Here is a 17,861-nt window from a genome sequence, read left to right as displayed (position 1 = left end):
GTGTCGGTGTCGAGTGCTTCACTGGCGCCATGGTCGACTTTCCGCGCCCCCCTGAACATCCGAACGCTGTGTTCGGGGTCGACCGGAAAGCGGTGACCCATGCGGTGCCCGCTCTGGATTGGGGAGACTTGCCCGCGCATCGATGGATGAACGTCTTGTGGGAGCAGACGGCCGCCGAGCCGCGGTTTCGGCAGGGTGACCTGCCCTGCAGCGTAGGTCGGCACAGTCGTCGATACCCAGCCGCGGACACGATGGCGATGCTGGGCTCGGACGGCCGCTACCACCTCGTTCAAGCGGGATCGACTGTGCCGTGCGGTGACCACGAGCACAGCCAGTGGATCCTCTGGGCGACGAACGGGACGTCTTACCGGATCCAAATGCCCTACAAGGGGGCGGAGGAGTGGGAGGCGGGCCGCGACGACATCGACTGGACAGTGGAGGTCAGTGGACCGGCGAAGCTACCCGACCGCGTCGCTGGCGTGGAGCGTTGCCCAATCCTTGCCGAGTACTGGCCGCGGCCGATCGACAGCACCCGGATCGGCCGTGTCCGCGAACGGTTGACCACCAACTTCGGGCCTGGCTGCGCGTGCTGTCAGACGGCAATCGCAGTTGCCGTGGATCACGACCCGGTGACCGGACTCGTGCGTGGCTACCTGTGCCGTGACTGCAACACCCGCGTCGGGGGCTGCCTGCACGTTTCCGGATGCGCCTTCGCCGACTACCTCAACGATCCGCCGGCTCGTGCGCTGGGCCTGGTTTACCCGCGCACGCCCAGTCCACGCGAGAAGGCCCGCCTACGCCGCGTGCGGGAGCTCGCTGCCGCCAGCCTCGGGCTGACGGGCAGTTAGCTATCCCTGCTGCGCCACACCGCGCTCACGAACTGCTGAACTTCTTGTGCAGCCGTGCCGCCGCCTTATCGAATCGTGAGGTCAGATCGACCGTGGAGTACTCATTGGCCAGATCGACTGCGCTCCAAGGCTGGGCCATCATTTGAGGGTTACCGATTTCGTCTTCAACAATCACGCATATGGCAAACTTTCGACCGTCAAAGTAAGCCATTTGTATGAGGAACTGTAACGTCGGCTGTTCGATCCCTCGTACGCACACGTCCGAGTTGCTGCAGGCGAACCTTCGAAACCGGTCGGCCTGCGGCCTGGAGTGGAACAGCGGGAGAAGGCTTGATTCTGGCGCGTCAATCAAGCCTTCGCTGGTGGATTGGGTCTCGCTGCGGTCCGGAATGGCTACCCAAGTCCCCGTTACGTTGCCCTCCTTGACTTCCATGAGGCCCCAGAACGGCTGGCCTACAGCGGAATCATCCGGGAGCGCTACTGACCTCACCCTGGACGCAATAACACTCCCGAACTGTGGCATGTCGTCGCCGGAGAAGTGTGTGATTCCATGGTCCTCGAGATATTTCTTCGCGCCGGACTGGAATCCGCTCCTGGAAATGAATATCCCGATGGTGTTGGATAAGTTGCGAACTTTTGCCTCGAAAGCCAGGACGTCATCGCGTTCGATCGGCCGACGAGTGTCTTTGCATTCCACTGCCACCCTGTGGTGAACGCCGACGACATCGAACTCATAGAATACGTCTATGTTGTACCGGTTTCCTTGATTGTCGTACACGTCGGCTCTTCTGGCGACGGTTATGTTCTTGCCGGCAGAGCCCAGAAGTGTTTGATAAATGTAGTGAACGTAACTCTCAAAGAGCTCACCAGAGTTCACCGCCACGGGTCGGTCCCTTCGCTGGCCATCAGGTGTTCCTGACCGTACTGGCGGACACTGACACGGGCCGTGGAACGACGGCGGAGTTGCGTGGGCGGGTGATCTTCGCGTCGAGCGTTTGCGCAGTTCACGCACGCTGGGAGCATCGATCTCGTGCCTCGCAAAGAGTCGAACGCCACCGCCCGCACCCTCTACCGCCTCGTGGATGTCCAAGACCTGCGCGCCGCCGTCCGTGAACGATACGTCGAGGACGAGGAGTTCGAGATGCACGACGTCGTCGTCGGGGGACGTGAGGCACTGCTCGTGCTGGGCGTCATGGCGACGGAGTACGCCAAGTGGGCCCGGGACGTCGAATCCCTGACAGGGTTCCCGGCAACAATCGGGAACGTAACGGCGGCAGGCGCGCTGATCGTTCGTCGTGCAGACGATGGCGCCTGGGCCGTCACCTTCGGCATGGGGTTCCAGCTCATCGATCAGTCATACGTGGACTCCAGCTTCGGGCAGCGCGTCGCGATCCGGCTCGCGGACCCCACCCAGATCAGCTCGGTGACTCGCAGCGCTATCGACTCACGCGCGCAGGTTGCTCGTGTGACCGTGCCCAGCGGAGACGGCCTGAACGGGTTCGGCTTCGAAGCGTTCGGTGAGATGGCAACCCGGATCGTCGTCCGCGGGACGGCGCCCGGCCTCACACACGAAGGTAAGACGACCGTTCGCGGGGCGGATGCTCTCAACATCCCGCTGGGCCGAACGGCGCGAGACCTCGTGGCAGACCTGGACCACATCGAGACCCTGTTGGCGGCTGACCCTCCACCAGGAATGAGCGTCCTGGAGCAGCTGGTCCCCATTCGAAAGCCCGCCAGTCTGGTCAGCGCGCTGGACCAACAGCTCGCCGACGCGCTCACGACGGACGAAGAACGCCAGCTGGGCCTGTCCTGGCCGTTCGAGCACATCGGAGACAACGCACCTCCGACGCACTTCAAGCTCATGGGCTCCGGAGCTGGCAGAGGCAGTTCAGCCTTGCAGGATGGCCTGCCCGTTCTTGAGGACCTGATCTCGCCCCTTGCGGGATCGACGGCTCCGTTGCGGCGGCTCAAGCAGATGAAGGTCCAGCTGTTCAGCAGCGCCGACGAAGACGACCCGATCAGCGGAGCGATCCCAGCCCGCAAGTGGCTAGCCTTCGAAACTTCGCACAACGGCAAGAAGTACTGCCTGTTCGACGGGCAGTGGTTCCAGATGGACGAGCAGTACGCCGAGCGACTGCTGCGCCTGACCGAGGGGATCTTCCGCAAGCGGCTCGAGCCGCCCCTGCCCGGCTGGACGGCCGCGATGGAGAACGAGGCGCAGTACAACCGGGCCCTCGCAGTCCAGCTCGGTGGGATCTGTCTCGACCAAAAGCTGATCCGAACTGACGCTCACCCCAGGGGATTCGAAGCGTGCGATGTGCTGCTCAGTGACGGATCGTTGATCCACGTCAAGAAGTTCGACTCCTCGGCGCCGGCGAGCCACCTGTTCGCGCAGGCCTACGTCTCGACCCACGCACTCGCGTGGGATCAGCAAGCGGTACAGCGGCTGAGGGAGCGGGTGGAGGCCGAGGGCGGCGACCCGTCATGGGTCAGAGGCCGTCCCGAACGAGTGGTGCTCGCCATGGCGAGAAGGACCGAGGTATCCGCGCAGAGTTTGTTCACATTTTCGCGGGTCAACCTCGTGCGGGCGGTCCAGGACATCCAGGGCCGCGGCATCGACGTGTACGTCGCGCCCATCCTCGTCGAGTAATCGGCAGGATCTTCGACGATGAGTAGCTCATGCGTCTGCCGCCAGGTCGAGAACGCCCTGCGCCAGGCGCTGGGCGACGGCCTCGCACTGCTCCTCCCGTTTCTCGACGAGCACGGCCCGGCGCCCTATATGACGGGCAGCCACAGCGGTGGAGCCCGATCCGGCGAACGGGTCCAGCACCATCGCCCCGGGCGGTGTGCAGTAGGTGATGAGCAGCTCGAGCAGCCCGACCGGTTTCGCGGTGGGGTTGGTTGCCTTTCCAGTGCGGTCCTTCGGGGCGTGAATCACCGACTCGATCAGGCGAGTCCCGTTGTCGACCCAGGCGGACGGACCGTATCCAGCATGCGTCGACGGCCCGGGACCACTCGATGACCGGCTGCTGCGTGCCCGCCCCATGATCTGGACTCGGGGGGTGTCGTGGTGCGTGTCTCGCCAGGGGCCACGGTAGAAGTGCAGGACGTGTTCGTGGACGCGCCGGAAACGATCTGTCGCGGGACTGGTTCCGGCTCCCTTGTTCCAGATGACGTCCTGGGACATGCGCCACCCGGCGAAGTCATCGACGTGGTCCAGGAACATCCTCATCGACCCGAAGCACCACATCGACGACGCGTGATCGCTCACGAGTTGCGGCCACCCGACCGGGTAGACGTCCCAGTCCAGCGACGTCTCACCGTACGGAGGGTCGGTCACGACCGCATCGAAAGTGCCCAGCGTGGGCAGGACCTCTGCGACGTCGCCCAGGTACAGGGTGACGTCCTGGTCACTGAAGTACGGCGTCACGACCGACCTCGCAACGTGAGGAAGTACGCCGGGCAGCTGACGGCGTCGTTGAGCCCATCGGCGGCGTCTCGGAAAGCGGTCGTGGTCGAGCGTGCCAGATCGAGCTGCTGGCCAGCCCCGTGCACGGTTTCACTGCCGGAAGAGTTCTTCATGCTGCTCAGGTGCTCTGACGCACCCGTCCTGCCGCCATATGGCGGCCAGAGCCGCTCAGGGAGTCTCGTCACGCGGGATTAGCCAGCGCCTCGAGCGGCCACCATGAAGCAGTGGGTTCTGGCATGAGTGTGACGGATAGCCCGTTCACCTTTGTCGAGGCGCGGATGGTCAGGGGCCCGTCTCGAGGTCGAGCACGCCCTGGCGCAGTCGGGTCCGCAGTGACAGGTCGAGGTAGGACTTGTTGAGGTCGATCCCGATGTAGCGACGGCCGGACTCGGTCGCGGCCGGCCCAGTGGCGCCCGAGATCCGGAGAACGGATCCAAGACGACGTTGCCGGGTCGGCTGCCGGCCAAGACGCACCGCTGAGCGAGAGCGGGAGACACGGATGGCATTCGGGGTGGCTAGCGGGTCTCGAACAGCGTCGCCGCTCAGGTGACGCAGAGGACCCGGATCGACTCGGACACGAGGCGGGATGTCACGTTCCTGATACACCGATCCGTGTAAAGTTCTTGATACAGGAGACTACCGCGACGAGCAGGAACGAGCACGCATGGCCGAGTCGGCAGAGGCATCCAGGAAGACCACGGCACGGATCGTCTGGGACACGGCGGACAAGTACCTGCGCAACATCGTCGACGAGGAGGACTACGGCGACTACATCCTGCCGTTCACGGTGCTCCGCCGGCTGGAGTGCATGCTCGCCGACAGCAAGGACGACGTCATCAAGTACGTCGACGCCTTGGCCGGCATGCCGCAGCACCTCATCGACATCGCAGTCAAAGACCGGTTCGGCCTGGGCTTCTACAACGTTTCGCCGCTCGACCTCGCGACCATCGCCTCGGTCGACGACAACGTGGACAAGTCTCTCAAGAGCTACATCGACGGCTTCTCGAACAACATTGCCGACATCTGGGTCTCGTTCGATTTCGATCGGCGCGCGAAGGTCCTCGCCGACGCCAACCGTCTGCACGCCGTCGTCAAGCACTTCTCGACGCTGCCGCTCGGCCCGAAGGAGCTCAGCGACACCGGCATGGGCGACGTCTTCGAGGACGTGATGTACCGGGCCTTCAACAAGAAGGGCAAGGCCGCGGGCAACTTCTATACCCCGCGCGACGCGATCAAGCTCATGGTCGACGTCCTGATCGCGAACGACGACGACACCCTCGCCGGCGAGAGCGCAGCTCGCTCGATCTATGATCCGACGGCCGGCTCCGGCGGCATGCTGCTGATCGCTCAGGACGCGCTGAGGCGCATGAACGAGAAGATCGACGTCACGCTCTACGGCCAGGAGCTCATGCCGTCCGCGTTCGCCCTCGGCAAGGCTGACCTGCTCATCCAGGGCGGCCGCCCCGACGCGATCAAGCAGGGCAACACGCTCATCGAGGACCTCTACGGGGGGCAGACATTCGATTACGTGCTCTCGAACCCGCCGTTCGGGATCGACTGGGAGGTCGAGGAGAAGTCTGTACGGGAGCAGGCGAGGACGCCCGGCTCACGGTTCAACCACGGCCTCCCCAGTATCAGCGACGGGCAGATGCTGTTCCTGGCCCACTGCGCGTCGAAGCTCAGCCCGGCCGGCAAGAACGGCCAGGGCGGTCGCGCAGCCGTCGTCTCGAACGCGGCTCCGCTCTTCAACGGGGACAAGGGGCCGACGGCCATCCGCGAGTGGCTCCTCGACGAGGACCTCATCGACGCGATCATCGCCCTGCCGCCCAGCATGTTCTACGGGACCGGCATCCCGACCTATGTCTGGATCCTCGACACGAACAAGGACCCGGAACGCGTGGGCAAGATCCAGTTGCTCGACGGATCGGACCAGTGGACTCTGCTGCGCAGGCCCATGGGCGAGAAGCGCCGCAAGATGAGCACGACGGACCGGGATCCGGTGCTTGAGGCGTACAAGGCCTTTGACCGCGCGGACCCGGAGATCTCTCGCGTGATGACTCCGGACGACTTCAGGTTCCGGGACATCCCGGTCTACAAGCAGGCTCGCCTGGCCGCCCGTTTCAGCGACGAAGTCGTAGAGGCCCTGCGTGAGCGGAAGGACTTCACGGACGAGCACGTCTCCTTGCTCAAGTCGCTGGACGGCACGAGCTGGAACGAACTGTCCAGGAGCTTGCCGAAGGCGGCGAAGGCCGCTGGGCTCAAGGCTCCGCTGGGCCTGGTGGACGCCGTGATGAAGGCGATGGCGGTGCCGGATGAGTCCGCGCCGCCGGCAGTCGACAGGAAGGGCAACGCGGTCACGTCGAGCGGGTGGAAGATCACAGAGCGAGTGCCCCTCAGTGAAGACCTGGCCGACCACATGGCGCGCGAGGTGGTTCCCTTCTCTCCGGACGCGCAATGGGACGAAGGCAAGGCGAAGCATGGCAACGAGATCCCGTTCACGAGGATCTTCTACACGCCGCGCGCGCCGCGTCCGCTCGACGAGATCGACTCGGAGGTTCAGGGGCTAATGGGCGAGCTCGTCGACATGTTCAAGCTGGTGAGCGATCAGTGACCGATCAGGCGGTCCACCAGTCGCTGCTCGAGAGTCCCGCCTTCGTCATGGCTCCGGTCGGGTCTGTCGTCATCGAGCGGAACGAGAAGGTCGGCGAGACCGACTATCCGCCGCTGTCGGTCGGGAAGCTGGGCGTGACGCCCCAGCTGGCGGGCGTTGCCAAGTCCCAGACCGAAGGCGATCGGAAGCTCGTCCGGGCCGGCGACCTGGTCATCAACTCTAGATCCGACAGGCGTGGAGCGTCCGGGCTGGCGCGGCAGGACGGGAGCGTCTCGGTCGTCTACTCCGTCATGACTCCGAGGCCAGACCTCCTGCTCCCGGAGTACGGCCACCACTTGTTCCGCAGCATCGCGTTTCAGAACGAGTTCTTCCGCTGGGGTACGGGCATCGTCGACGACTTGTGGTCGACGAACTTCACTCGGATGTCGCGGATCCGGGTCCCTCTTCCGCCGCTGGACGTCCAGTGTCACCTCGCTGCCCGGCTCGACGAGGTCGACGCCATGGTCGGGAAGCTCGATCAGCTGACCGACGCGCTGCGAGCGCGAGCGATCGACACTGCTGCGTTGTTCGGCCTTTCCGAAGACGACTCCCGTCGAGGCGAGGACGCGCAGTCCCCGCTGTCCGGGACGCCCGAGCACTGGGACCGCACGAAGTTCGGCTACGACTTCACCGAGAGCACCGAGCGGAACGGCGACGACCCGCCGGGTCCGCTCCTCTCGATCTCGGAGTACCGAGGCGTCGAGTTGAACACGCGGACGGACGGCCAGCAGGCGTCGCTGGACGTGGCGAAGTACCGGGTCGTGAGACCTGACCAGCTCGCCGCCAACATGATGTGGCTCAACCACGGGGGCCTCGGGGTGTCATCGCTCACCGGCTATATCAGCCCCGACTACAAGGCGTTCTGGATCTCACCGCGGTTCCACCCGCGCTACGTGCACCACCTGCTCCGCAGCCCCCGATACGTCGACTATTTCGGGGCGATCGGCACAGGGGTTCGTCCGAACGCCCAGCGCGTCACGAAGATCGCGCTCGACATGATGCCCTTGCCCCTGCCTCCCATGAACGAGCAGAAGCGCATCGCGGACGATCTGGACGAGGTTACCGGTCGCATCGAAGGGATGTTGGCGAAGATCGCCAGCCTTCGCGAACTGCTCGTGGAGCGCTCATCTACGTTCCTCCTCGATGTCGTGACCGGACGGAAGGAAGTCGCATGAGCCATGCGCAGCTGATGGAGCTCGAGTTCGAGGAGAACCTCTGTTCCGAGCTGGCAGAGCGCGGCTGGCTCTACGAGGGCGACGGGAAGCCGACCGGCTGGGACGTCGGCCTGGCGATGGTGCCTGCCGACGTGCTGCACTGGCTGGCCACGCAGTACCCGGACGAGTACGAGAAGGCCGTCCCCGGCGACCTGGTCGGCGAGGCAAGATCAGACGCCGAGCGGAAGCTCCTCGAGCACATCACCAAGGAGCTCGCCAAGGCGACTCGGATGGACCCGACGACCGGGCACCCGGTCGGCGGCCTGCTCGGCGTGCTGCGCAAGGGCTTCTCCTACGCCCAGATCGGCCGTCCCACGGCGAAGTTCGGGCCGATGATGGCCTTCCCGCCGGCGAATCCCAACCTGACCGAGGTCGTGGAGGCGGCTGCGGCCGTGCGGCTCAGGGTCCTGCGCCAGGTGCGCTTCGACACGAAGACGAACGAGAGCATCGACGTCGTGCTCCTCGCCAACGGCCTGCCGGTAGTCACGCTGGAGCTCAAGACCGACAACACGCAGACGGTCAACCACGCGATCCGCCAGTACAAGGAGGACCGCAAGCCCGGCAGGAGCCGGCCCCTTCTTGCCCCGGGCCGGGCGCTTGTCCACTTCGCGGTGTCCAACGACCTCGTCTACATGACGACGAAGCTGCAGGGCGGGGACACCGTCTTTCTGCCCTTCAACCAGGGCGACGACGGCCACGGGGGCAACCCGCCGTCGGCCACCGGATCGTCGACCAACTACCTGTGGCACGAGATCCTCGAGCGCTCGACCTTTATGCGCATCCTCAAGGACTTCGCGCTCTTCGAGCCTGGCAAGTCCGGCAAGAAGGATGACGGCCGCCTGGTCTTCCCGCGCTTCCACCAGCTGCGGGCCGTCGAGCGCGTGGTCGCCGACATCGAGGCGTATGGCCCCGGCAAGCGCTATTTGGTCTGGCACTCTGCCGGGTCCGGCAAGACCAAGACCATCGCCTGGCTCAGCCACCGCCTGATCCGGCACATGAGCGCCGACTCGAAGTCGACGTTCGACTCGGTCATCGTCGTCACGGACCGCACGGTCCTGGACGAGAACATCCGCGACGACATGAACCTCGTGCAGTCAAGTAAGGGCCTCGTCGTGGGCGTGGGCGAGAGGTTCGGCGCGAAGTCCCCGCAGCTGAAGAAGGCGCTCGTCGAGGGCGACCACATCGTCACCTGCACCCTGCAGACCTTCCCCGAGGTCATGAAGCTCATCGAGGACACCGAGGAGCTGCGGGGCCGGCGCTGGGCAGTCGTCGCCGACGAGGCGCACTCCTCGCAGTCGGGCTCCGCGGCCAAGCAGCTCAAGGAGCTGCTCGTGGACGTCGAGGTCGACCCCGACGAGGAGATCAGCGCCGACGACCTCCTGGCCGCCAAGGACTCGGCGATCGCGGCGTCTGCCAACATCACCTTCGTCGCTCTGACCGCGACTCCGAAGGGGAAGACCCTTCGCCTGTTCGGCACCCAGGTCGGAGACCGGTGGGAGGCCTTCGACACGTACACGATGGCGCAGGCGATCGAGGAGGGCTTCATCCTCGACGTGCTCACCAACTACTCGACCTACGACATGTTCCTGCGGGTGAAGAGCACCCTGGAGGGCGAGGAGTCGGAGAGCGAGATCCAGGTCAACACCGGCGAGGCGGTCTCGAGCATCGTCCGCTACGCGAGGCTCCACCCGACCGCGATCGCGCAGAAGGTCCGGGTCGTGGTCGAGCACTTCCGGCGGAACGTGCAGCCGCTCATCGGCGGCCAGGCGCGCGCCATGGTCGTGACCAGCTCGCGCATGGAGGCGCTGAGCTGGTCGCGGAAGATGGACGCCTACATCGCCGAGAAGGGCTACGACCTGCACACCCTCGCGGCGTTCTCGGGCTCGCTCACCGACGAGGACGGCGAGAGCGTCACCGAGGTGTCCGTCAACGGCGTGAGCGATGTCGCGAGGGCCTTCCGGGAGGAGGGCGTCTACCGCGTCCTCATCGTCGCGAACAAGTTCCAGACTGGCTTCGACGAGCCCAGGCTCATGGCGATGTACGTCGACAAGAAGCTCTCCGGCGTCGCCACGGTGCAGACGCTGTCCCGGCTGAACCGCATCTACCCGGGCAAGACCGCGCCGATGGTCGTCGACTTCCGCAACACCCCTGCGAGCGTCCAGGCTGACTTCAAGCTCTACTACTCCGACGCCCACGTCGACGGCGACGTCGACCCGAACGCGCTGATCACGGTCGGCGAGCGGCTCGACACCGCGGGGCTCTACACGCACGAGGAAATGGACGCGGTCGCCGACGCCTTCCTGACCGACGCCGGCGGCGAGGCGATCGCCAAGGTCCTGTCGCCGATCAAGAACCGCTGGACCGGGCAATGGCGTCAGGCCGTCCTGTCGAAGGACAAGAAGCGGAAGAAGGAACTCGAGGCCTTCCGCGCCGACGTGCTCGGCTACCGCAACGCCTGGCAGTTCCTCAGCCAGATCGTCGACTACCAGGACCCGGAGCTGCATCGCCGTGCGATCCTCGCGACGCTGCTGGGCCGGAACCTCCACACGGATGGCGAGGACCGCGATGACAGCTTCCTCGAGGGCGTGCAGCTCTCGGGCGTCAAGCTCGTCCCCTCCGCGATCGAGGAGGACCACTCGATCAGCGAAGGCAGCGGCGACGGCATCAAGCTGCCCATCTTCGACGGCGAGTACGGCGGCAGCGCCGCGCCGAAGAAGGGGCCGCTCGACGAGGCCATCGAGAAGGTCAACGAGATGTTCAAGGCCAAGGGCGTCGACGTCAGCCCCGAGAGCGTGTCCGGCTTCATCACGACCTTCTGGGGCTTCCTGGACGCCAGCGAGGAAGCGGCCGCGATGGCGAAGAACAACACCGTGGCTCAGCTCAAGGCCTCCGAAGGCTTCAGCAACGCGGTGGGGCTCGCGGTCCTCAAGACCGTGAACGAGTCGAAGGAGATCCAGACCTACATGACGGACCCGGCGTTCATCGGCCAGCTCTCCGACATCGCCGCTGACGCGCTCCATGCCCAGCACCGCCCCGACGCGGACGCGGGCTCCGACCTGGAAGGGCAATGAGCATGGGCGAGGCGGATCAGCGAGGCTTCGGAGACGTGATCCGCGAGGCCCGGAAGAAGCAGGGATGGTCGCAGGCGGAGCTCGGGGAGATGTCGGGCCTGTCGCGCCCGACCATCGCGCGCGTCGAGGCGAACAACGACGTGACGACCGCGACCATCGCGAAGGTCGCGCAGGCGCTCGGCCTGAAGCTGGAGCTCAGGGACGACGTCTGATCACGCGGGATGTCCTGGGCTCGCCTCTGCGCGTCTCATGTCAGTGGTCGCCAGTACGCTCAGCTCAACGGCTGAGGGAGGGATGATCATGGCACTGACGACGTTGCTTGCCGGCAGAGTCTGGAACACGAGCCTGCCCAAGAGCCATGCCCTCCTGGCGCTTCTAGAGGCCATCGTCAACGGCATACAGGCGGTCGACGCGTGGCCCGGCGGCCCCGACGATCCCGGACGGATCGACGTGAGGGTGCACCGCGACTCCCAGGCCGAGCTCGGCTTCGGCCCGGCCGGCCCCGGGCGCGCCCCCTTGAAGCCGATCATCGGATTCACGATCTCGGACGACGTCGGCTACAACAACGCTGCCAAGGCATACATCGAGGTCATGAGCTTCGACGGTCTGGTCGACGCGGCCACGGAGCGCAACAGGGCGTCCTTCGACAAGTTGGGACTGCCCACATGAGCTCGTCGAGGAGCAGGGACCTGCGATGGCCTTGACGCTCGACGTGATCCTCCGCAGCGCCGGGATCGATTCTGTGGACGCCCAGGCAATCCGCCATGCATTCGTGCGCGAGCACGAAGACACCGGTCTCGCGGGTATCCATGCGGACTCGACCGACGAGGAGATCCTCGCGTACACGAGCCAGCAGTCGACGAAGCCGCGGATCTTCCCGGTCGATCCTCCGCCGATCTGGGTGGTGTTCATCCGTGAAGGCGGTGACAGGGCCCGCCTCTGGTCGGTGCTGGAGAACCGGGGCGAGGTCTCGAACGACGGCGCTCTGCGCACCTTCGACCTGGTCGCCTCCGAGCACCTCGCCGATCTGGGGAACCGACTCGTGATCGGCTGGCGGTCTCCGCGCACCTGGAGGCTCAACGGCCCGACGGCGGCCGGCTACCCGGTTATGGAGATCGCCGACGCCCAGCCGGTGCCGTTCCCAGGCTTCGACCGGCTCGTCCTCGACCGCCCGCAGCTGCAGGCAGTCATGCGCGAGCACCGGTACGCGGCCTGGAGGACGGCGCTGTCATCGGTGGTGGGCATCTACCTCATCACGGATACTCGAGACGGACGTAAGTACGTCGGCAAGGCCGATGGTGCGGAGAGCATCCGCCAGCGCTGGAGCGCGTACGCGGCCAACGGCCACGGCGGCAACGTCGAGTTGCGCAACGTTGACCCGACCAGCTTCCGGTACTCGATCCTGAGGGTCTTCGACCCGGCGACGCCGACGCGTGTCATCGACGAAGCGGAGAGTCACTTCAAGCACGCGCTGGACACCAGAAGGCATGGCCTCAACCGCAACTGAATTGAGCTGCCTCTGGCCTCAGCGGCTACCGAAGGCCAGGGGGCACGCCCGCTCCGAGCTGCTCGGCCAGAACGTCCACGGAGTCGAGCGTCAGGTTCCGTTCACCCCGTTCGATCCCGGCAAGGTAGCGGGGTGTCATCTCGAGTTGCTCTGCGCGTTGTTCTTGCGTGAGCCCCCGGGACAGGCGAATGGCGCGGAGCTGCTCTCCGAGCGCCGACTTGAGTGCCTGCGCTGCCACGTCGTGTCGCGGCTGAGCCCCTGGACGGCGGCCCCCTCATGATGTCGCAAGCACCTCCCGGGGCGATGATCACCACCGATTGACTTCTCTGACTCCCGTGTCCCGCCAGAAACTCACCACTTGAGCCGCCGAGAAGCCACGAGATTCGCCGAGAGTTCGGGGTAAGATCGGGTCGCAAACATCCGCCCGATTCCGGGATAGTCCGAGGTCAGCGGTGTTTCTCCGAGAGTTGTCGAGGTCTCCCGTCGAGCCCCGCGTGCGAGCACCGCATGCAGGGGGTCGGGGGTTCGAGTCCCCCCAGCTCCACCGATGTGATGACGCGGGACATCGTTCATTGATGTCTCGCGTCATCATTCATATCGGGAACGTTCGAGCGGGAGTCCGGCCAGCGGCCGGGCTCCCGCTCGTTGTTGCGCCAGTAGGGGGTTGCTGTTGCTCCGGCCCGCTAACCCCTGACCTTGGATGGCGTGGAGCTGGCCTCAGCGGACCGGAGGGAACCCCGCCAGGCCGGTTTCCAGCAGACGCGCCGCCCGGTGTACCTCGGCGGTGACCGCGTCGCGGACTTGGGCCGGGGTCCGGGTGCCGTCCAGGAGCCTGCACGAGGCATGGACCTGGATGGGCCACAGTCCCAGAAGTGCAGTCGCGGTGATCTGAGGCTCTGGGGCGTACTGGTCCACTCCGGCCCTGCGTGCCAGGACTTCGGCGGCCGTGCGGGCCATCTGCTGGAGCAGGTTGCGGTGGTGTGCCTGGAGCGCGGGGGTGTCGCGGACCATGGCTTCGAAGCGCTGCACGGCTTCGATGGCTCGGAGCTTGTCGTCCTGGGCGTCCAGCCAGGAGATCAGATTGTCCAGCTCGCCGGCGAGGATTCGTCGCATGGCCTGGAGCGGTGTGGTTCCCGGATCACCGAGCTCGGCGCGGAAGACGTCGACCAGTGTGTCCGGCAGGTCGAGGACGAGCGACTCCTTGGTCGGGAAGTAGTTGAACACCGTCGTGGGCGAGATGTCACAAACGCGGGCGATGTCCGCGATGGTGACCGCGTCGAAACCGTGGGCCAAGAACATCTCGACGGCAGTGTCGATCAGCAGTTTGCGGGTGGCGCGCTTGCGACGCTCCCGCAGCCCGGCGGCCTCGCCGGCGACAGCGGTCGGGGCGAGTAGCGCGGTCCAGTCGACGGTGTGCGAGCTCACGATCGCAGGTTACACGGGAACTTGGTGCTACGGTAAGTTTGTAGTGACACCAAGTGTACGTACGGCTCACGAGAAGCTGGAGCAGAGCATGTCGGATATCGAGCGCAACAAACAGGTCGTCGTCGACTACTACACCACCGCCTTCGCCGGAGACCCCGCCAAGGCGATCGCGGACCACTTCGGGTCTCACTACATCCAGCACAACCCGGCCGCGCAGGACGGGCCGGAGGCGTTCATCGGGTTCGTGACCTGGTTGCGCGGCGAGTACCCGAACCTGAAACTCGTCATCAAGCGCATCATCGGTGAGGGCGACATGGTAGTCACCCACTCCCACTTGGATCTTGAGCCGGGCGACCCCGACAATCCTGGCCAGGCACTGGCCGACTACTTCCGCCTGGAGGACGGCAAGGTCGTCGAGCACTGGGACGTGATCCAGGACGTGCCGAAGACCTCCGTGAACGACAACGGGATGTTCTGATCCCACGGTGGGCCCGGCCCGGGCGGAGCTTGCATGGCCGGGCCCGCGGCCTGGAGGTGCCGGTCCGCTTCGAGCGGCGGCACGAGCCGATGATTTCCCGTGCGTTCCGGAGTCGGCAGTACAACCGCTCCGAGGAAAGGAACCCACGATGGTCACCACGCTCCGCAGCTTCAGCGGCTTCTCGGTGGACGACGCCGACGCCGCCCTCCGCTTCTATCGCGACACCCTTGGCCTGCCCGCGCGCGAGAACGCCATGGGCGGTCTCGACATCGACCTGACCGACGGCTCGACGGTGTTCGTCTACCCGAAGGGGGCGGCTCACACACCGGCGTCGTACACCGTGCTCAACCTCGTGGTGCCAGACATCGACGAGGCGGTGACCGAGCTGGAGGCGGCTGGAGCGAGCCTGATCCGGTACGCCGAGTTCGACCAGGACGAGCGCGGCGTATCGCGCAGCACGGACCCGAGCAAGGGTCCGACGATCGGCTGGATCGCCGACCCGGCGGGCAACGTCGTCGCGCTCATCCAGGACTGAGCCGGCTCTGGTCCTGCAGCTCGGGCCGGTCGAGCGGCGCGGCGGTCCCGTGCTGGTTGACCGGTGCGGCCCGCCGTGCCTATCGTCCACAGCGGACGAGGGGAGCGAGGCCGTGGACGTCGACGAGCTGCTGGACCTTGAGCACCAGGGGTGGAAGTCCCTGTGCGACAGCACGGGTGCGGACTTCTACGGGTCGGTCATGACCGAGGACGGCGTCATGGTCCTGGCCCACGGCGAGGTCCTCGATCGGCAGGCCGTCGTCGCCTCCCTCGATGCCGCACCGCCCTGGCGCACCTACCAGATATCGGACGAGCGGCTGATCCGGCTCGGGGACCGCGACGCGATCCTCGTCTACACGGGCCGCGCCTACCGTGACGGCGCCGAGCCGGCGTTCGTGGCGCTGATGTCGAGCGTCTACACCCGGCAGGACGACGCGTGGCGGCTCGCGCTCTACCAGCAGACGCCGGTGCCGCGGACCGGCTGAGCGGCAGTACGCCCGGACCGGTCTCAGCCCACGGGCCGCGGGTACGCGTCGCCCCAGGCGTCGAGCCACCCGACCACCTGGTCGAGGGACCTGCCGAGGTCGGTGAGGGAGTACTCGACGCGCGGCGGCACCTCCGCGTACACGGTGCGGACGACGATGCCGTCGGCCTCCAGGTCGCGGAGCACGCGCGTCAGCGTGCGCGGCGTCACCGTCCCGAGGCGCCGCTGCAGCTCGCCGAAGCGGTGCGTGCGTTCGAGCAGGTACTTGACGGCGCTCAGCTTCCAGGCGCCGCCGAGCACCGCCATCGACACCTCGACGGGGCAGACCTCGATGGCTCGCTGGACGGGGGGACGCATGGTCTCGGCGGCTGTGGTCATGAACTGACAGTATCCGAACCGTCAGTATGTGTCATAGATGTGCGTACTTGTGCAGACCGTACCGAGTTCCTAGCGTGAGGCAGGTACCGCTCGCCGTCGAAGGAGAAGCACATGCACGCGCTGGTCGTCACCGCGCACCCCAGCCCGAGCTCGCTGACCGCAGAGCTGGCCCGCGTGGCCGGCTCCGCGTTGGAGGGCTCCGGCAGCTCCGTGGAGGTGTCCGACCTCTATGCCATGGGCTGGGATCCGGCGGTCCGCCTGGAGGACTACGGCGCCGTCGAGGGCGGGGCCGAGACCGTCTCCGTGCGGTCGAGGCGCGCGTACGACGCCGGTGCGCTCGCGCCCGAGATCGTCGCCGAACAGGACAAGCTGCGCCGGGCCGACCTGCTGGTCCTGGTGTTCCCGATGTGGTGGCACGGTATGCCCGCCATCCTCAAGGGCTGGTTCGACCGGGTATTCGTCAACGGCTTCGCGTTCGGCCTCCAGGACGACGCCGGCCTGCCCCGCAAGTACGGCGACGGCGGCCTGGCCGGGCGGCGGGTGCTCGCGGTCGTCTCGGCGGGGGACCGGGCCGAGTCGTTCGATCCGCGGGGGCTGAACGGCGACCTCGACGAGCTGTTCTTCCCCTTCCTGCACGGGGTCGCGTGGTACACCGGCATGGAGCCGTTCCGACCGCACCTGGTCGCCGGCGTCGACCGGCCGGGATGGGACCGGTTCGACCGGGAGGTGGAGCGTCTGCGCGAGCGGATCGCCGGCCTCGGCGCCGAGGAGCCGGTCCGGTACCGCGCGCTGGCCGACGGCGACTACGGGCGGGACCGGAAGTTGCGAGTCGATGTGCTGCCGGGAGAGCGTGGAGTAAGGATCCACGAACGCCGCGACGGCGAGCGAGAGCTCGGCGAGCAAGGTCCGGCCGAGCACTGTGTCGACGATCACCGTCTCGCCTCGTGACGTTCGTTGACCTCAACTGTGGTTGAGGTTCTAGCGTCGGAAGCATTCGATGAGAGGACGACCAATGCCCGTCTACACCCTGCCTGAACTGCCCTACGACTACGCGGCGCTCGAGCCGCACATCAGCGGGCGGATCATGGAGCTGCACCACGACAAGCACCACGCCACGTACGTGGCCGGCGCGAACGCCGCGCTCGACGCGCTGGCCGCGGCCCGCGAGAGCGGCGACCTCGCCGCGGTGAACCTGCACGAGAAGAACCTCGCGTTCAACCTGGGCGGGCACACCAACCACACGGTCTTCTGGCACAACCTCTCGCCCGACGGCGGCGGCGTGCCGGACGGCGAGCTCGCGGCGGCGATCACCGAGCAGTTCGGCGGCTTCGCGGGGTTCAAGGCCCACTTCGGCGCCGCGGCCACCGGTATCCAGGGCTCTGGCTGGGCCGTGCTCGGCTGGGACAGCATCGGCGAGCGGCTGCTGGTGTTCCAGCTGTTCGACCAGCAGGCGAACGTGCCGCTCGGCGTCACCCCGCTGCTGATGCTCGACATGTGGGAGCACGCGTTCTACCTGGACTACCTCAACGTCAAGGCCGACTACGTCAAGGCGTTCTGGAACCTCGCCAACTGGTCCGACGTCGCCGCCCGGTTCGATCGGGCGCGCGCCGCTACCGGGAGCCTCATCACGGCGGTGTGACGGCCGCCATGAGGCTCCTCATCCCAGCGGTGTGACGGCCGACGGCGCCGGACTGTCGGCGCCGAGCCAGGCACCCCACCCGCCGAGTGCAGACATGGTTGCGGCCCTCAACGCCGAGTGCAGAGTTGGTTGCGGATATGAACCCGGTTTAACCGAACCACACA

18 protein-coding genes are annotated in these 17,861 nt (G+C 66.3%); 13 read left to right on the top strand and 5 right to left on the bottom strand.

Annotated elements, in window-relative coordinates:
- Nucleotides 1-29 precede the first annotated feature (29 nt).
- Entirely contained in the window at nt 30-848 is an 819-nt protein-coding gene (locus AB0F40_RS00090) for an endonuclease domain-containing protein (protein ID WP_357462249.1), read from the top strand.
- 25 nt (nt 849-873) lie between these two features.
- On the opposite strand, the gene AB0F40_RS00085 is transcribed toward AB0F40_RS00090, so the two are convergent.
- The gene (locus AB0F40_RS00085) at nt 874-1,995 is read right to left on the bottom strand and encodes a restriction endonuclease (protein WP_357462246.1); all 1,122 of its coding nucleotides are present in this window, start codon (nt 1,993-1,995) and stop codon (nt 874-876) included.
- Between AB0F40_RS00085 and AB0F40_RS00080 the strand changes: the two genes are divergently transcribed.
- Entirely contained in the window at nt 1,879-3,498 is a 1,620-nt protein-coding gene (locus AB0F40_RS00080) for a DUF6119 family protein (RefSeq protein WP_357462244.1), read from the top strand. The two genes, AB0F40_RS00085 and AB0F40_RS00080, sit on opposite strands and share 117 nt — an antisense overlap.
- A 27-nt stretch (nt 3,499-3,525) precedes the next feature.
- On the opposite strand, the gene AB0F40_RS00075 is transcribed toward AB0F40_RS00080, so the two are convergent.
- A complete protein-coding gene (locus tag AB0F40_RS00075; protein WP_357462241.1) occupies nt 3,526-4,278 on the bottom strand; it encodes a DNA methyltransferase in 753 nt (250 codons plus the stop codon).
- Nucleotides 4,279-4,981: 703 nt separating this feature from the next.
- On the opposite strand from AB0F40_RS00075, the gene AB0F40_RS00070 reads away from it, so the two are divergent.
- The 6 genes from AB0F40_RS00070 (at nt 4,982) to AB0F40_RS00045 (ending at nt 12,759) form a co-directional block, all read left to right on the top strand.
- The gene (locus AB0F40_RS00070; protein ID WP_357462238.1) at nt 4,982-6,928 is read left to right on the top strand and encodes an N-6 DNA methylase; all 1,947 of its coding nucleotides are present in this window, start codon (nt 4,982-4,984) and stop codon (nt 6,926-6,928) included.
- Complete coding sequence (locus AB0F40_RS00065; RefSeq protein ID WP_357462235.1) at nt 6,925-8,142, top strand: hypothetical protein; 1,218 nt, start codon at nt 6,925-6,927, stop codon at nt 8,140-8,142. Before AB0F40_RS00070 ends, AB0F40_RS00065 begins: the two co-directional genes overlap by 4 nt.
- Nucleotides 8,139-11,252: a type I restriction endonuclease gene (locus tag AB0F40_RS00060; protein WP_357462232.1), complete on the top strand. Its 3,114-nt coding sequence runs from the start codon at nt 8,139-8,141 to the stop codon at nt 11,250-11,252. Before AB0F40_RS00065 ends, AB0F40_RS00060 begins: the two co-directional genes overlap by 4 nt.
- Entirely contained in the window at nt 11,249-11,464 is a 216-nt protein-coding gene (locus AB0F40_RS00055) for a helix-turn-helix transcriptional regulator (RefSeq protein ID WP_357462229.1), read from the top strand. Before AB0F40_RS00060 ends, AB0F40_RS00055 begins: the two co-directional genes overlap by 4 nt.
- 88 nt (nt 11,465-11,552) lie before the next feature.
- A complete protein-coding gene (locus AB0F40_RS00050) occupies nt 11,553-11,921 on the top strand; it encodes a hypothetical protein (protein ID WP_357462226.1) in 369 nt (122 codons plus the stop codon).
- A gap of 25 nt (nt 11,922-11,946) precedes the next feature.
- Nucleotides 11,947-12,759 (top strand): GIY-YIG nuclease family protein, encoded by an 813-nt coding sequence (locus AB0F40_RS00045; RefSeq protein WP_357462223.1) that lies wholly within the window; start codon nt 11,947-11,949, stop codon nt 12,757-12,759.
- A gap of 25 nt (nt 12,760-12,784) precedes the next feature.
- Here the strand turns inward: AB0F40_RS00045 and AB0F40_RS00040 are convergent, their stop codons facing one another.
- Nucleotides 12,785-12,997 carry a helix-turn-helix transcriptional regulator gene (locus AB0F40_RS00040; protein WP_357462220.1) on the bottom strand — a complete coding sequence of 71 codons (213 nt, stop codon included), beginning with the start codon at nt 12,995-12,997 and terminating at the stop codon, nt 12,785-12,787.
- Nucleotides 12,998-13,476: 479 nt separating this feature from the next.
- The gene (locus AB0F40_RS00035) at nt 13,477-14,184 is read right to left on the bottom strand and encodes a TetR family transcriptional regulator (RefSeq protein WP_357462218.1); all 708 of its coding nucleotides are present in this window, start codon (nt 14,182-14,184) and stop codon (nt 13,477-13,479) included.
- An 88-nt stretch (nt 14,185-14,272) separates the two neighbouring features.
- Between AB0F40_RS00035 and AB0F40_RS00030 the strand changes: the two genes are divergently transcribed.
- From AB0F40_RS00030 to AB0F40_RS00020, 3 genes are all read left to right on the top strand, one after another.
- Nucleotides 14,273-14,662 carry a nuclear transport factor 2 family protein gene (locus AB0F40_RS00030; RefSeq protein ID WP_357462215.1) on the top strand — a complete coding sequence of 130 codons (390 nt, stop codon included), beginning with the start codon at nt 14,273-14,275 and terminating at the stop codon, nt 14,660-14,662.
- A 148-nt stretch (nt 14,663-14,810) separates the two neighbouring features.
- Nucleotides 14,811-15,197: a VOC family protein gene (locus AB0F40_RS00025; RefSeq protein WP_357462212.1), complete on the top strand. Its 387-nt coding sequence runs from the start codon at nt 14,811-14,813 to the stop codon at nt 15,195-15,197.
- A 112-nt stretch (nt 15,198-15,309) separates the two neighbouring features.
- Entirely contained in the window at nt 15,310-15,681 is a 372-nt protein-coding gene (locus AB0F40_RS00020; RefSeq protein WP_357462209.1) for a nuclear transport factor 2 family protein, read from the top strand.
- A gap of 23 nt (nt 15,682-15,704) precedes the next feature.
- On the opposite strand, the gene AB0F40_RS00015 is transcribed toward AB0F40_RS00020, so the two are convergent.
- The gene (locus AB0F40_RS00015; RefSeq protein ID WP_357462207.1) at nt 15,705-16,058 is read right to left on the bottom strand and encodes a helix-turn-helix domain-containing protein; all 354 of its coding nucleotides are present in this window, start codon (nt 16,056-16,058) and stop codon (nt 15,705-15,707) included.
- 111 nt (nt 16,059-16,169) lie between these two features.
- On the opposite strand from AB0F40_RS00015, the gene AB0F40_RS00010 reads away from it, so the two are divergent.
- Both AB0F40_RS00010 and AB0F40_RS00005 read left to right on the top strand, forming a co-directional pair.
- Nucleotides 16,170-17,006, top strand: coding sequence for an NAD(P)H-dependent oxidoreductase (locus AB0F40_RS00010; protein ID WP_357462204.1), 837 nt, complete (start codon nt 16,170-16,172; stop codon nt 17,004-17,006).
- A 64-nt stretch (nt 17,007-17,070) separates the two neighbouring features.
- The gene (locus AB0F40_RS00005) at nt 17,071-17,697 is read left to right on the top strand and encodes a superoxide dismutase (RefSeq protein ID WP_357462202.1); all 627 of its coding nucleotides are present in this window, start codon (nt 17,071-17,073) and stop codon (nt 17,695-17,697) included.
- The last annotated feature ends 164 nt before the right edge of the window (nt 17,698-17,861 follow it).

The sequence above is a fragment of the Promicromonospora sp. NPDC023987 genome (assembly GCF_040639055.1).
Lineage (GTDB): Bacteria > Actinomycetota > Actinomycetes > Actinomycetales > Cellulomonadaceae > Promicromonospora.
Note: the sequence above shows the minus strand (reverse complement) of the source record. Positions and strands in the feature narration are given on the sequence as shown.